Origin of the sequence: Streptomyces sp. NBC_00525, assembly GCF_036346595.1 — a bacterium.
In the GTDB taxonomy this organism is placed as follows: domain Bacteria; phylum Actinomycetota; class Actinomycetes; order Streptomycetales; family Streptomycetaceae; genus Streptomyces.
The window spans coordinates 2,083,070-2,097,045 of the sequence record NZ_CP107834.1; the positions used below are offsets into that span (position 1 = coordinate 2,083,070).

The following is a 13,976-nucleotide window of genomic DNA, read 5'->3' on the forward strand; positions in this document are numbered from 1 at the left end:
GCGCGTGCTCACCGCTCCAGGTGGCCCGTGTCGTTCCAGCGCTGGATGGCCGGGGCGCCGTACGCCCAGCCCAGGACGGAGAGCGAGGTGGGGGCGAGCCAGATGCGCGCGCCGAAGGCGATGTCCTCGCCGAGCCACCGCGCGCCCAGCGCCCGCAGGATGTGGCCGTGCGCGAAGACCAGGACGTCCCGGTCGGCCGAGCGGGCCCACTCCACGATCTCGTCGGCCCTGGCCGACACCTCGGCGGTGCTCTCGCCCTCCGGCACCCCGTCGCGCCAGATGAACCAGTCCGGCCGGCCCGCCTTGATCTCCGCCGGGGTCAGCCCCTCGTACGCCCCGTAGTCCCACTCCATCAGCGTGTCCCACGGCCGGGCGCGGTCGCCGAAGCCGGCCAGCTCGCAGGTCTCGGAGGCCCGGACGAGCGGGCTGGTGCGGACCTCCAGGTCGCGCAGTTCGGCCCACGGCCCCCGGTGCAGGCGCTCGCCGAGCAGCCCGGCCCCGTCGCGGCCCGCGTCGAGCAGCGGGATGTCCGTCCTGCCGGTGTGCCTGCCGTTGAGGGACCATTCCGTCTGCCCGTGCCGGGCGAGCAGGATGCGCGGTGCCATAAAAGGGTTCTCCCTGAAAAAGCCGGGACCTGGGGTGCGGAATCTGAGATCTTGTTCCCATCATCCCGTACGTGCCGATGAGGCAACCCGGCGGGCCGCCCCGGCGTCCCACACACCACAGAGGGAAACGGGCAGTGACCGAAGGGGTGCCGACCACACCCCAGGGGGACACACGGCCGACAAGCACCGTACGGTTGGACGCCCGCAGTCGGCCGCATGAAAACGTGATGGAGAAGTTCCGGATGCCGCACGCCACCACCGCGCCCGCTCCGCGTCACCGGCCCCGCTGGTGGACCGAGCTGCCGCTCCTGGCCCTGGTGTACGCGGCGTACTCCGGGGGCCGCCTCCTCGTACGCGGCGACGTGTCCACGGCCGTGGACCACGGCCTGGCCATCCTGCGCCTGGAGAAGGCGCTGTACCTGAACGCGGAGCACCCGCTCAACCGCCTGTTCACGGCACACCCCTCCGTCGGCATACCCTCCGACTTCGCCTACGCCTCGCTGCACTACGTGGTCACACCGGCCGTGCTGATCTGGATGTTCCGGCGCCACTCCGCGCTCTACCGCCGGGCCCGCACCTGGCTGATGACCTCCACCATGCTCGGGCTGATCGGCTTCACGCTGATGCCCACCTGCCCGCCCAGGCTGCTGGACGCGAAGCACGGCTTCGTGGACACGATGGCCCAGTACAGCTCGTACGGCTGGTGGGGTACGGAGGCGAGCGCGCCGCGCGGCATGGGCGGCATGACCAACCAGTACGCCGCGATGCCCAGCCTGCACGTGGGATGGGCGCTGTGGTGCGGCATCCTGCTCTGGCGGCACGCCAAGCACCCGCTGCTGCGGGCGGCCGGCATCGCCTACCCGCTGGTGACCACGTTCATCGTGATGGGCACCGCCAACCACTACTTCCTGGACGCGGTCGCCGGCTGCGCCGTGATGGGCGTCGGGGCCCTGCTGGCCCGGCCCGTGACGCGCCTGGCCGGCCGGGTCAGGTCGGCGCTCCTGGTCCGCTTCGGCAAGCCGGGCACGGCGGTGGAGTCCCCGGATGTCAGTGCCGGGTGCGAGACTTCGGCGGGTGAGCGAATCCCCGGCCAGCGGACCTCCTCCGCAGAACCATCCGACGCGGCGGCGGACGGCCCGCCCCGCCGGGCCGACGCCTCCGACCGGGCAGGACGCGCCCCCGACGGGGACCCTGCGACGGCGGCTCGCTGAGCTGAGGGGCCCGGCGGTCGCCCCGCGCCCGCTGGACGCCCGCGCGCTCGCCGCGCTCGCCGCCAATCCGGGCTGCAAGCGGCGCGCCCTGCTCGACGGCGCCGGGGTGGACAAGGGCGCGCTCGCCTCCGCGCTGGGCTCGCCGGCCCCGTTCGGCCAGTCCCAGTTCGCCTTCATGCGGGGCAACGCCTTCGAGGCGCGGGTCAAGGCCGACGGCGGTACGGAGCTGATGCGGCTGCTGTACGAACGGCTCGGGGGCGGCGGCGAACCGCCGCGCGAGGTGCGGGTGCCCGATCTGGCCGCCGCCGGGCCCGAGGGCCGCGCCGCCAGGACCGCGCTCGCCCTGCGGGAGGCGACGGAGGCGGCCGGCTGGGCGCTGCTCGACCATCCGATGCTGGCCCTGGAGGTGGCGGGTTCGCCGGCCTATCTGGAGCCGGATGCGGTGGTGGTGCATCCGGACGGCACCTGGACGGTCGTCGAGATCAAGTCGTTCCCCATGATCGACGGCTCGGCGGACGCCGCGAAGGTGGGCGCCGCGGCCCGCCAGTCCGCGGTCTACGTGCTGGCGCTGGAGCGGGTCGCCGAGGTCACGGACGGGGCGCGGGTGGGCCACCGGGTGCTGCTGGTGTGCCCGAAGGACTTCTCCAACCTGCCGGCCGCCTCCGTCGTGGACGTACGCAAGCAGCGCGCGGTCACCCGCCGCCAGCTGACCCGGCTGACCCGGGTCGAGGAGATCGCGGCGGCCCTGCCCGAGGGCGCCACCTTCGATCCGGAGCGCTCCCCCGACGAGCTGGCGTCGGCCGTCGAGTCGGTCGCCGCCGCCTATGCGCCGGAGTGCCTGTCCGCCTGCGAGCTGGCCTTCCACTGCCGGGCGCGGGCCCGCGCCGAGGGGGCCGTGGAGGCGCTGGGGCGCGGGGTGCGCGGTGAGCTGGGCGGGCTGACGACGGTCGCCGGGGTGCTGGCGGCGGCTTCCGGCAAGGAGGGCGATCCGGCGGACCCGGCGGTCGCCGCCCTGCGCCGCGCGGCCGCCCTGCGCGCCGAGGCGCTGGAGGGGCGGGCCCTGTGTCACTGATCAGCACCCTGGCCCGGATGGAGGCCGTGGAGAGCGGCCGGGCCCGGCCCACGGCCACCGTGCGGCACCGCCGGCTGACGGACCGGCCGCTCGTCCTGGTGCCGCTGACCACGGCGGGCGAGGCGGGCGCCCCGCTCGGCGCCCTCGTCGGCACGGACCGGGACGCGCCCCGGCTGCTGGCCGTGCCCCAGCCCCGCGACCGCGACCTGCGCTTCGCGTTCCTGGCCGAGCTGGCCGAGGCGGTCCTGCCGCACATCGAGGCGTACACCGACGTGGTGGAGCCCGCCGAGCGCAGCGAGGCCGATCCGGCGACGGGCAAGCGGGTCAAGGTCGAGACGGAGCTGTGCGTGGACGCCGCGCAGCTCGTGGTGCCGAGCCGGGCGGGCATCGAGTTCGTCCGGCTGCTGGGCCGCTCGATGCGGTTCCGGCGCACCGCCGAGGACGATCCGGACACCCCGTACCCGGCGCCCGCGCGGGTGCCGCTGCTCGGGCGCTGGCTGACGCATTACGGGGAGCGGGCGCGGGTCCCCGGCTCCTCCCTGCTGCTGGCCTGCACGGACCTGCTGAACCGGCACTGGGCGACCGGCCAGTCGAATCTGGAGGACCAGCATCTGGGGGCCCTGCTCGCCTGGATCGACCCGCCGGCCGGCGAATCGGGGGCCGAGGCGGCGCTCCGGGCCGAGCTGGCCAGGGACGCGGCGGGGCAGCTGTTGTGCCCGCCGGCCGGTCCGGCCACCGATCCGGACTTCGACAACCGGCTGCTGGCCCCCGCGATCGAGAGGTACGACCGGGCGCGCGGCGCCTTCGCGGCGGCGGAGGACGGGCTCGCGGCCGATGCCCGGCTGGCCGAGCTGACCGGCGCCGAGCGGGAGATCAGGGCGCTGCTGGCCGGGGTGCTCCGGCCGACCTGGGACGCGGTGTGGCGGGGCCTGGACCTGCTGCGGGAGCTGCCCGAGGGGGTCAGGGCCGAGGACCGCTGGACCAGGGACCGCTGGTCGTTCACCGCGCACCGGGACCGGGTGCGCTCCGGTGAGCCGCCGCAGCCCCGCCGGGACGACGCGGTGACGGCCGCCCGCAAGCTGGCCTCGCGGGAGACGGCCCAGGCGCAGCTGGAGGCGCAGGAGGCGCTGGACGATCCGCTGGTCATGGCGGGCCGCCGGCTGGCCGGGGAGGCGTTCGTGGGCGAGGTGTGCGACGTGGAGATGGCGTACTCCGAGTCGAAGCGGCCCACGCCGCGCCCGCTGGTCACCGTCCGCACGGACGAGCGGCCGCAACTGGCCGCGGGCGTCAAGGTGTACCGCTCGCTGGACGGCAGGCCGCAGACCGCCGAGTTCGTGGCGCTGGAGCCGGCGGACGAGGAGGGCGGCGCGCTGTCGCTGGTGCTGCGGATCACGGACCGGATGGGGCGCGGCAAGGAGCCGGCGCCGGGTTCGGTCCCGGAGCGGGGCGACCGGATCGCCTGGACCCTGTTCGAGCACGACCAGCGCGGCGGGCCGCGGCTGCCGGACGCGGAGGAGACGCCGTGGACCCACGGCGGTCCGCCGGGCGGCCTCGACGCTGCGGAGCAACCCGATCCCGTGACCCCGGAGGACCTGCTGTGACGGCCGTTTTCGATCCGGGCGCGGCGGCGGGCCTGGCCACCGCGAAGATTCTGGACGACACGTTGAACGGCACGGCGCGGGGGGTCGTGGTGGACTCCCCGCCGGGGGCCGGCAAGTCGACGCTGGTGGTGCGCGCCGCGCTGGGGCTGGCGGCGGCGGGGCGTCCGCTGATGGTGGTCGCGCAGACGAACGCGCAGGTGGACGACCTGGTGGTGCGGCTCGCCGAGAAGGAGCCCGAGCTGCCGGTCGGCCGGCTGCACAGCAGCGACTCCGATCCGTACGACAAGGTGCTGGACGGTCTGGCGAACGTGCGGAAGTCGGCGAAGGCGGCCGATCTCGCGGACCTGGACGTGGTGATCTCGACGGCGGCGAAGTGGGCCCATGTGAAGAACGTGGAGCCGTGGGGGCACGCGATCGTCGACGAGGCGTACCAGATGCGTTCGGACGCGCTGCTGGCGGTGGCCGGGCTCTTCGAGCGGGCCCTGTTCGTGGGTGACCCGGGTCAGCTGGACCCGTTCTCGATCGTCGGCGCGGACCAGTGGGCGGGGCTGAGCTACGACCCGGCGGCCAGTGCGGTGAGCACGCTGCTCGCGCACAACCCGGAGCTGCCGCAGCACCGGCTGCCGGTCTCCTGGCGGCTGCCGGCGTCGGCCGCGCCGCTGGTGTCGGACGCGTTCTACCCGTACACGCCGTTCCGCAGCGGTACGGACCACGGTGACCGGCGGCTGTCCTTCGGGGTGGCGTCGGACGGGTCGGCGGCGGACCGGGTGCTGGACGAGGCGGCGGAGTCGGGCTGGGGCCTGCTCGAACTGCCGGCCCGGCACACCCCGCGCACCGACCCGGAGGCGGTGGGGGCGGTGGCCCTGGTGGTCCGCCGGCTGCTGGACCGGGGCGGCGCGGCCACGAGCGAGCGGTCCCCGGACCCGGCGCCGGTGACGGCGGACCGGGTCGCGGTCGGCACGGCCCACCGGGACCAGGCGGCGGCGGTACGGGCCGCGCTGGCGGACCTGGGCGTGACCGGGGTCGCGGTGGACACGGCGAACCGGCTGCAGGGCCGCGAGTTCGACGTCACGGTGGTGCTGCACCCCTTGTCCGGCCGCCCGGACGCCACCGCGTTCCACCTGGAGACGGGCCGGCTGTGCGTGCTGGCCTCCCGCCACCGCCACGCGTGCGTCGTGGTCTGCCGCGAGGGGGTGACGGACCTCCTGGACGAACACCCCTCGACGGAACCGGTCCAGCTGGGCGTCACGGTGAAGTTCCCGGACGGCTGGGAGGCCAACCACGCGGTCCTGGCCCACCTGACGGAACACCGAGTGCGATGGACCCCCTGAGCGCCGCTCCACCTGACGGAACACCGGGTGGGGTGGCGTTGTTGAGTGCGCCGGGGGCGTGGCCGGGCTTTTCCGGCGCTCTTGCGGCGGCCCGGACAATGGAGGGTGGCCGTCCGGCCGTCCGAGGAGGAAGCACATGGCACAGACCGAGCGGAGCGACCAGCGGCGGCTGCGGCCCGCACCCCTGCTCTTCGAGCCGGCGACGGCCGCCGCCGACCCGGAGCACTTCTTCGACCTGGAGTCCCTGGAGGACCCGAAGGAGCTGCTGGGCCGGGCGACGGAACTGGCTCTGGCCTTCCGGGCCGCGACCGACCGGGCGGTGGAGTTCCAGGCGATAGCCGCCGCCCAGCTGGCCGATCCGCGCCGGTTCGACCGGCTCACCACGGCGGACATCGCGCGGCGCGCGGAGTGGACCGAGGACTACGCGAAGAAGATGGTCGAGTTCGGCCGGACGCTGCTGAACGCACAGCCGTCCTAGAGCCTCCGGCTACCACCATGGGCATATGCCCGCGCGAACCATACTCCTCGCGCGGTTATCGTGTCACGGTTTTCGGCAACTCTCGGAATCCGGCCGATCACTCCGGGTAGACCTGTCCACATGACCGCATGGCTGCCCGACGAAACGACCCTGCACCACGGCGACGGACCCTGCCTCCGCGCCGGCCACGACAGCGACCCCTTCGCGGAGCTGCGCGAGCCCGCGCGGCACCAGACGGCGCAGATCACCGCCGCCGGTGCCGCGTGGCTGGCCGGGGCGACGGCGTATCCGCGCAGCGCCCTGTCCCAGTGGGAGGCGCGCCCCACGGCGCCGGGGGTCCTGCCGTGCGGTACGGCGTTCGACGTGGTGAACGTGCCGACGCTGTTCGGGCGCCGGATGCTGGAGCACCTGTGGGCCGACGGGCCGGGTTCGGGCCCGGTCGCCTCGCACCGGGGGCGGATGCTGCTGTTCGCCTCGCCGGGCACCGCGCAGCGGCTGCCCTCGCTGCTGGACTGGGAGGAGTGGGGCGACGGCGCGCGGACGCCCGCGCTGCTGTGTCACGGCACCGGGGATGCCGTCACGGTTCCTCCGCTGACCTGCGGCGACAGCTACGCGGGGCCGCGCTGGCTGGTCGCCCCCGACACGCGCAACCCCTGGCTGCCGGGGCCGGACGTCCTGCTGTGGGCGTGCGTCCGGGTGGCCCGTTCGGTGCCCGCTCCGATGCCCCGGATTTCGATTTTTCCTCTCACGGATCAGGGTGCTAAGGTCTACGACGTCAGCAGGCGCCGCTAGCTCAGTTGGTTAGAGCAGCTGACTCTTAATCAGCGGGTCCGGGGTTCGAGTCCCTGGCGGCGCACAGACGGAAGAAGCCCCCTCGCGAGAGCGAGGGGGCTTCTTCGCTGTCCGGGCACGGACCGGGTCAGGTGCCCGTGGTGATGCGTACGGTCCAGTCGCCCGAGGGCGTCCGGTCGGCGACCTCGACCGTGGTGTGCGCGCCGGGCACGGTGTACGTCTCGCCGACGCGCAGGGGTGCGTCGGCGAGCGGTGGGTAGACCGAGCGCTCCCAGCAGGCGTCGGTCTCCGGATGCGTGTCGAGCACCTCGACGGGCCCTCCGCCGGACGGCGTCTCGTTGCGCACCCGGTAGAGCAGGACGCCCTCGGCGCAGGTCGAGCTGTCGTTGCCGGTGGCGCCGCGGGCCTCGACGGCCACCGCGGTGCCCTCGCCGGTCCTGATCACGGCGAGCCGGGTGCCGAGCGTGGCGCCGCGTACGGGCACGGCGGCCATCGGTTCGAGGGTGACGACCCGGTCGCTCTGGACGCAGACCACCTGCCGGTCGTCCAGCCAGCCCAGCTTCCACTTGTGCCAGCCGAAGAGGTCGGGCGCCAGCCCGAACTGGCTGCCCATGACGTCCCAGTCGCCGACGAAGGTGTCCCAGTCGCCCTTGCCGTCCGAGGGGCGGTGGTAGAGGTCGGGCAGGTCGAAGACGTGGCCGGTTTCGTGGGCCAGGACGTTGTGGTCGGGCGGGTGCTGTTCGAAGAGGGTGACGACGCGCCGGATGTCCGTGCCGTCCGCGCGCACCGGGCGGTCGAAGTTGACGACCTTGGTGGCGTCGGAGTCGACGCCCGGCGCGTCCGGGTCCGCGACGAAGTAGACGATGTCGTAGCGCGAGAAGTCGATCCGGGCGTCGGCCACCCGGATCGCGTCGCGCAGATAGGCGCTGCGCCGGCCGCTGTCCCAGTCGCGCTTTATGCCGTACCAGGTCGACGGTTTCGGCATCGCGATCCACTGGCGCTGCGGGTGCGGGCGCAGGGTGAACTTCCCGTACGAGGCGCGGCGGAAGAACCGGGTGGTGGCCGGGAAGTAGTCGGCGGTGAGTTCGGCGGGGGTGGTGGCCGGTCTGGCGTCGGGGAACGAGAGGAAGACCATCACCGCGTCCAGGGTGCGGACCGGGCGCGGGTAGGCGCCGTTCCAGCGGTCGACGCCCAGGGAGTGGTGGGCGCCGGTGCGGGGCAGCGCGCAGGGGGCGGCGTCCCCGGTGGCGGCGGCCACGGGCCCGGCGACGAGGGAGGTGGCGACGAGCGCCACCAGCGAGAGCAGCCCGGCCGTCAGCCCGCGGGGGCTGAGCCCCTCCACCCGCCTCCCCGCCCCCGACGAGGGCCCGGACTGACGCGGCACATCTACCTCCGGCGCGGCGAGCGGATACCTGCCGTCCACCTTGTGCCGTTATAGGCGTTTCGTCACGCCATGGTCGCCCAGTCGGGTCCAGTCGCCTCACTCCGTCACCCCCTCACGTACAGTCACAATCGATCACGCGGGCAACGGGAGGAAACAGAGGCGCGCAGAACCAATCACCCGAGGTCGAACCGGATCGGGTCCGCCCGGGCCGTGCGAGTCGTACGCGGCCCCGCCGGGGGCCCGCGCGCTGGAACCGCCGGGGCGCCGCCCTCTATGCTTCACCTCGCCTTTCCTGCGCGGTCTCCGCCTCTCACGACGGCGAACCGGCACGGCGGGCCAGTCCGACCAGGGATGTCCGGGAGAGCACGGCAGGGCGGAGCGAACGGTGAGCGCAACCCCCGAGGGGCCGGTGCCCGCGGCGGGCCCGGCACCTTCCGCACAGCGACCCGAGGTCACGGAGCGTGATGATTATCGGGCCGCCTTCCGTGCCGCCGCTCTGCCGATGGCCGTCGTGGACCACGAGGGCCTGATCGTCACCGCCAACGAGGCGCTCGGCGTGCTCACCGGCACCCGCGCCGCCGCGCTCACCGCTCAGTCGGCCGCCGATCTGGTGGACCTTCCGGCGGACGCCCGCGACTGGCACGCGTACCGCGAGGTGCTGCGCGGCCGGCGCCCCCGCTTCCGCAGCACCCGCCGGCTCAAGCTCCCCGACGGCCGCACGCTGTGGGCCGAGATCACCGTCGTACCGATGGCCGGCCGGGCGGCGGACGCGGACGGGCCGGGCCGGGTCCTGCTCTCCGTCGCGGACGTGGGCGACCGGCGGGAGCTGAACCGGCGGCTGCGCCACCTCCGGCTGCACGACCCGGTGACCCGGCTGCCCAACCGGGCGCTCTTCTTCGAGCGGCTGGCGGCGGCGCTGCGGCCCCCGGCCGACCGGGACGGCACCGCCCGCGTCGGGCTCTGCTACCTGGACCTGGACGGCTTCAAGGCGGTCAACGACACCCTGGGGCACCCGGCCGGCGACCGGCTGCTCGCGGCCGTCGCCGGACGGCTCACGGACTGCGCCGCCCGGCAGGACGCGCCCGGCGCCCCGCTGGTGGCCCGGCTCGGCGGCGACGAGTTCGCGATCCTGGTCGAGGAGTCCACCGGCACCGAGCAGCTCACCGAGCTGGCGCGCTCGGTCCTGGGCGCCCTCCAGCGGCCGTTCGACCTGGCCGGGCAGCGGCTGGCGGTCTCGGCGTCGATCGGGGTGGTCGAGCGGCCCGTCGCGGGCACCTCCGCCACCGGTCTGATGCAGGCCGCCGACACCACGCTGTACTGGGCGAAGGCGGACGGGAAGGGCCGCTGGACCCTGTTCGACCCGGAGCGCAACGCCCACCGGATGACCCGCCAGACGCTCTCCTCGACGCTGCGTCCGGCCGTGGAGCGCGGCGAGTTCACCATCGAGTACCAGCCGCTGGTCGGCATGGCGGACGGGGTCGTGCACGGGGTGGAGGCGCTGGTGCGCTGGAACCATCCGCAGTTCGGCCTGCTCGCGCCGAATCGGTTCGTCGCCATCGCCGAGGAGGACGGCTCGATCGTCCAGCTCGGCCGGTGGGTGCTGCGCTCCGCCTGCCGGCAGGCCCGCCGCTGGCAGCTCGACCACCCGGCCGAACCGCCGCTGTTCATCAGCGTCAATGTCGCGGTGCGCCAGGTCTGGGACTCCGACCTGGTCACCGATGTCGCGCAGATCCTGGCGGAGACCGGGCTCGACCCGGCGCTGCTGCAACTGGAGCTGACCGAGTCCGCAGTCATGGGCTCGGCGGGCCGGCCGCTGCGCGCCCTGCGGGCCCTCAGCGACATGGGCGTCCGCATCGCCATCGACGACTTCGGCACCGGCTACTCGAACCTCGCCTATCTGAGCCGACTGCCGGTGTCCGCGCTCAAGCTGGACGGCGCGTTCGTCCGCGGGTTCCGCCACGAGGACGGGACGCGCCCCTCCCCCGCCGACGAGACGATCGTGGAGGCGATGGTGGGGCTGGCGCACCGCCTGGGTCTGACCGTCACCGCGGAGTGCGTGGAGACGGCCGGCCAGGCGGAGCGGCTGCGCCGGATCGGCTGCGACACCGGACAGGGCTGGCTCTACTCGCGGGCGGTGGCCCCGGAGCGCATCGCCGAACTCATCGGGACGCGCGCCCCGGGCGCGTAGCAGCGCACCCGTGGCGCGTAGCACCGCGCCCGTTCACTCCCGCGGCAGCCCGTACGCGTCCGCGATCAGGTCGTAGCTGTGCAGCCGGGCGTCCCCGTCGTGGGCGTTGGCGGTGATCATCAGCTCGTCGGCGCCGGTGCGCTTCACCAGGTCGTCCAGGCCGGAGCGGACCTCGTCGGGGGTGCCGTGGACGATGTCGGCCAGCCAGTTGTCCACGAACTCGCGCTCCATCGGGGCGAAGGCGTACGCCTCCGCCTCCTCGGGCGTCGGCACCAGGCCGGGCCGCCCGGAGCGCAGCCGCAGCATCGACAGGGCCCCGGTCAGCACCTGGCGCCTGGCCTCGCGCTCCTCGTCGGCGGCCAGGGCGGCGACCCCGATCAGCGCGTAGGGCTCGTCCAGGACCGTGGACGGCTGGAAGGAGTCGCGGTACAGCTCCAGGGCCGGCACGGTGTTCCGGGCCGAGAAGTGGTGCGCGAAGGCGAACGGCAGTCCGAGGACCCCGGCCAGCCGGGCGCTGAAGCCGGAGGAGCCGAGCAGCCAGACGGGCGGGCGCGCCGGGGACTGGACGCCGCCTTCGGCCGTGGCCTGCACGGGTCCGGGGACCGCGTGGATGCGGGCGTAGGGGTGCCCGTCCGGGAAGTCGTCGTCCAGGAACCGGGTGAGCTCCATGAGCTGCTGCGGGAAGTCTTCCGCCCCTTCGCCCAGCCGGTCCGTGCGGCGCAGGGCGGCGGCCGTGGCGCCGTCCGTGCCGGGGGCGCGGCCGAGTCCGAGGTCGATACGGCCGGGGGCCATCGCCTCCAGGGTGCCGAACTGCTCCGCGATGACGAGCGGGGCGTGGTTGGGCAGCATCACGCCGCCCGAGCCCAGCCGGATGCGCTCGGTGCGGGCGGCGGTGTGGGCCAGCAGCACGGCCGGGGACGAGGAGGCGACGCCGGGCATCGAGTGGTGCTCGGCGACCCAGTAGCGGTGGAAGCCCCGGCGGTCGGCGAGCCGGGCGATCTCGACGCCGGTGAGCAGCGCCTGGCTCGCGGTACGGCCCTTGCCCACGGTCACCAGGTCCAGCACGGACAGGGGCACGGGCGCGGTCCCCCGCGCGGTGCCCCGGATCTCGTCGCCCCGGCCCCCGTCGTCGCCCGGGGTTCCGTCGCTCCGGGTTCCGCCGCCTCGCATCTCGTCCACGTCCTGGCCTTTCCGGTGGTGCGCGTCAGTGCCTCGTACTCTCCGGGAAGAACAAACAGGAGGGCGACTCCGTTTATTCCGCGGTCGCGAACCGCTCAGCTCTTCCTTCCGTGTGCGTACGCCCGGCCGCTCCCCCGGCCCACCGGTGCGGGCGGCTGCTCGCGGCCGGCGAAGAGCGCACCGAGGCGGGGCGCGAAGGCCGGGCGGTCGGCGAGGCGCAGGGCCTCGCGGGCGGCGACCTGGTTCGCGGTGAGGACGGGCTTGCCGAGGGCCTCCTCCAGCGCGGGCAGATGGGCGACGGTGTGCAGGGCCGTGTCGGGCAGCAGGATCGCCTCGGCGTCGGGGCGGTCGGCGGCGCGGGCCAGGCCGAGGACCCGGTCGCCGTCCCAGGAGGCGGCCTCGGCGGCGTCGGCGGCGCCCGCCGCGTAGGTACCGGTGACCTCCGTACCGCTCTCGCGGAGGAAGGCGGCGAACCGTTCGGCGACGGGCTCCGGGTAGGTGGCGCCGACGGCGACGCGGGCGGCGCCCAGCTTCCGTACCGCGTGCACGAAGCCGATGGAGGCGCTGGAGGCGGGCACGCCCGCCGCGCGGGCCAGGGCGGCGACCTGGTCGTGGGCGCCCTGCCACCCGTACGGGAAGCTGCCGCCGTCGCAGGCCCAGACGATGGACTGGACGCCGGAGCGCTGGAGCTCCTCGATGCCGGCGGCGAGCCGGCCGCGCGTGCCCAGGGCGCGCAGGGCGTCCTCGCGGTAGGCGCCGTCCGGGCTCTCGGTGTGGTGGACGACGAGTCTGATGGTGCTGTCGAGAAGGATCTCCATGCGCGGGTAGTCGTCCTCGGCGAAGTGGCCCGGATAGAGGAATCCGACGGTCGTCATGTCCATCCCTTCCCTGCGCCTGCGTCCGTGCGCCGGTGGTTGCGGCGGCACTGACCGGTTTCCCCGCTCCTGTTCCAGTATTCCGCCATCCGTCCCGGATATCGCCCGGAGCGGAGGATCGCGTGGCCCCGGACGCATGAACGGCGCCCGCGCGGGCAGCCGACGCGGGACGGCGCCTTCCACGGGACATGCCGCCCAAACACCGCCTACCGTCCCAGCTGCGGACACGGGAAGGTCACCCTCCGGCCACCGTTCGATTACATGCGCTTTCTCCCTGCATAGACGCCCCGGATCGGGCAGGCGCCAAGCCTGTCCGGACTGGTCGAACCCTTCAGGAGACTGCGAACCATGGCTGACTTCCCGAACCTGTCCCGCCGGGGATTTATCAACCGATCGGCAGCGGTGGGCGGTCTGCTCGTCGTTCCGGGCCTGCTCGCCGCGTGCAGCAAGACCGGTGAGGAGTCCGCCGACGGCGAGGGCGCCCTCAAGAAGCTCCGGAAGCAGGGCTTCGTACGGGTCGCCTACGCCGACGAGGCCCCGTACGGGTACATGGAGGGCAAGGAACTCAAGGGCGAGGCGCCCACGTTGCACCGCGAGATCTTCAAGGCACTGGGCGTGGACGAGCTGAAGCCCACGCTGTCCGAGTGGGACGGCCTGATCCCCGGCCTCCAGGCCGGCAAGTACGACGTGGTCAGCGCCGGCATGGCGATCACCCCGGAGCGCTGCGCCAACGCCCTGTTCTCCGAGCCGGAGTTCATCTCGCCGACCGCGATGATGGTGAAGAAGGGCAACCCGAAGAAGGTCACCGACCTGGCCTCCGCGAAGGCCGCCGGCATCACCATCGGGGTGATGGCGGGCGCGGTCGAGGGCAAGTACGCCGAGGGCGCGGGCATCCCCGAGAGCAGGATCAAGACGCTCCAGAAGCCGCAGGACGGCGCGGACGCGGTCAAGGGCGGCCGGGTGGACGCGTTCCTGCTGACCGGCATCTCGCTGCGCTGGCTCGCCAAGACCAACGAGGAGACCGAGGTCACCGAGGCGTTCCTGCCCGAGCTGGACGGCGTGAAGCAGTACAGCCCCGGCGGCGCGGTCTTCCGCAAGGGCAACGAGGAGCTGCGCGACGCCTTCAACCGGGAGCTGAAGAAGATCGTCTCCGACAGGTCCCGCTATGTGGAGCTGCTGCGCGACTACGGCTTCGGCGCGACGGAGCTGCCGCCGGCCGATCTGAAGACGGCCGATCTGTGCAAGGGCTGACGGGGACGG

At 74.0% G+C, this 13,976-nt stretch carries 12 protein-coding genes and 1 tRNA gene; 9 read left to right on the forward strand and 4 right to left on the reverse strand.

Translation table 11 applies throughout. From position 1 onward, the window contains the following. Positions 1–8: 8 nt before the first annotated feature. A complete protein-coding gene (locus OG710_RS09185) occupies positions 9–605 on the reverse strand; it encodes a histidine phosphatase family protein (protein ID WP_330238878.1) in 597 nt (198 codons plus the stop codon). A 242-nt stretch (positions 606–847) separates the two neighbouring features. On the opposite strand from OG710_RS09185, the gene OG710_RS09190 reads away from it, so the two are divergent. From OG710_RS09190 to OG710_RS09220, 7 genes are all read left to right on the forward strand, one after another. Beyond that, on the forward strand, positions 848–1,816 hold the full coding sequence (locus OG710_RS09190) for a phosphatase PAP2 family protein (RefSeq protein WP_330242197.1): 969 nt from the start codon (positions 848–850) through the stop codon (positions 1,814–1,816). Continuing rightward, on the forward strand, positions 1,797–2,888 hold the full coding sequence (locus tag OG710_RS09195) for a hypothetical protein (RefSeq protein ID WP_330242198.1): 1,092 nt from the start codon (positions 1,797–1,799) through the stop codon (positions 2,886–2,888). Before OG710_RS09190 ends, OG710_RS09195 begins: the two co-directional genes overlap by 20 nt. After that, entirely contained in the window at positions 2,879–4,489 is a 1,611-nt protein-coding gene (locus OG710_RS09200) for a hypothetical protein (protein WP_330238879.1), read from the forward strand. The genes OG710_RS09195 and OG710_RS09200 overlap by 10 nt, the downstream gene beginning before the upstream one ends. Next, positions 4,486–5,820: an AAA family ATPase gene (locus OG710_RS09205; RefSeq protein WP_330238880.1), complete on the forward strand. Its 1,335-nt coding sequence runs from the start codon at positions 4,486–4,488 to the stop codon at positions 5,818–5,820. Before OG710_RS09200 ends, OG710_RS09205 begins: the two co-directional genes overlap by 4 nt. 136 nt (positions 5,821–5,956) lie before the next feature. Next, a complete protein-coding gene (locus OG710_RS09210) occupies positions 5,957–6,298 on the forward strand; it encodes a hypothetical protein (RefSeq protein WP_111331295.1) in 342 nt (113 codons plus the stop codon). A gap of 120 nt (positions 6,299–6,418) precedes the next feature. Continuing rightward, positions 6,419–7,090 (forward strand): bifunctional DNA primase/polymerase, encoded by a 672-nt coding sequence (locus tag OG710_RS09215; RefSeq protein ID WP_330238881.1) that lies wholly within the window; start codon positions 6,419–6,421, stop codon positions 7,088–7,090. Beyond that, positions 7,081–7,154: transfer RNA gene (locus OG710_RS09220), tRNA-Lys, on the forward strand. The genes OG710_RS09215 and OG710_RS09220 overlap by 10 nt, the downstream gene beginning before the upstream one ends. Positions 7,155–7,217: 63 nt before the next feature. On the opposite strand, the gene OG710_RS09225 is transcribed toward OG710_RS09220, so the two are convergent. Beyond that, the gene (locus tag OG710_RS09225) at positions 7,218–8,432 is read right to left on the reverse strand and encodes a M6 family metalloprotease domain-containing protein (RefSeq protein ID WP_330238882.1); all 1,215 of its coding nucleotides are present in this window, start codon (positions 8,430–8,432) and stop codon (positions 7,218–7,220) included. Positions 8,433–8,859: 427 nt separating this feature from the next. Between OG710_RS09225 and OG710_RS09230 the strand changes: the two genes are divergently transcribed. Continuing rightward, complete coding sequence (locus tag OG710_RS09230) at positions 8,860–10,662, forward strand: putative bifunctional diguanylate cyclase/phosphodiesterase (RefSeq protein ID WP_443064232.1); 1,803 nt, start codon at positions 8,860–8,862, stop codon at positions 10,660–10,662. A 33-nt stretch (positions 10,663–10,695) separates the two neighbouring features. Here OG710_RS09230 and OG710_RS09235 read toward each other — a convergent pair whose 3' ends face one another. Both OG710_RS09235 and OG710_RS09240 read right to left on the reverse strand, forming a co-directional pair. Beyond that, a complete protein-coding gene (locus OG710_RS09235) occupies positions 10,696–11,832 on the reverse strand; it encodes an LLM class flavin-dependent oxidoreductase (protein WP_330242200.1) in 1,137 nt (378 codons plus the stop codon). Between the two features lie 104 nt (positions 11,833–11,936). Continuing rightward, a complete protein-coding gene (locus tag OG710_RS09240; RefSeq protein ID WP_330238883.1) occupies positions 11,937–12,716 on the reverse strand; it encodes a maleate cis-trans isomerase family protein in 780 nt (259 codons plus the stop codon). A gap of 348 nt (positions 12,717–13,064) precedes the next feature. Between OG710_RS09240 and ehuB the strand changes: the two genes are divergently transcribed. Beyond that, positions 13,065–13,967: an ectoine/hydroxyectoine ABC transporter substrate-binding protein EhuB gene (ehuB, locus tag OG710_RS09245; protein WP_330238884.1), complete on the forward strand. Its 903-nt coding sequence runs from the start codon at positions 13,065–13,067 to the stop codon at positions 13,965–13,967. Positions 13,968–13,976 lie beyond the last annotated feature (9 nt).

What these genes read in the sequence shown, in the direction of transcription:
- OG710_RS09185 (WP_330238878.1), bottom strand. Translation starts at nt 605, where the DNA reads ATGGCACCGCGCATCCTGCTCGCCCGGCACGGGCAGACGGAATGGTCC.
- OG710_RS09215 (WP_330238881.1), top strand. Translation starts at nt 6,419, where the DNA reads ATGACCGCATGGCTGCCCGACGAAACGACCCTGCACCACGGCGACGGA.
- OG710_RS09190 (WP_330242197.1), top strand. Translation starts at nt 848, where the DNA reads ATGCCGCACGCCACCACCGCGCCCGCTCCGCGTCACCGGCCCCGCTGG.
- OG710_RS09210 (WP_111331295.1), top strand. Translation starts at nt 5,957, where the DNA reads ATGGCACAGACCGAGCGGAGCGACCAGCGGCGGCTGCGGCCCGCACCC.
- OG710_RS09240 (WP_330238883.1), bottom strand. Translation starts at nt 12,716, where the DNA reads ATGACGACCGTCGGATTCCTCTATCCGGGCCACTTCGCCGAGGACGAC.
- ehuB (WP_330238884.1), top strand. Translation starts at nt 13,065, where the DNA reads ATGGCTGACTTCCCGAACCTGTCCCGCCGGGGATTTATCAACCGATCG.
- OG710_RS09235 (WP_330242200.1), bottom strand. Translation starts at nt 11,832, where the DNA reads ATGCGAGGCGGCGGAACCCGGAGCGACGGAACCCCGGGCGACGACGGG.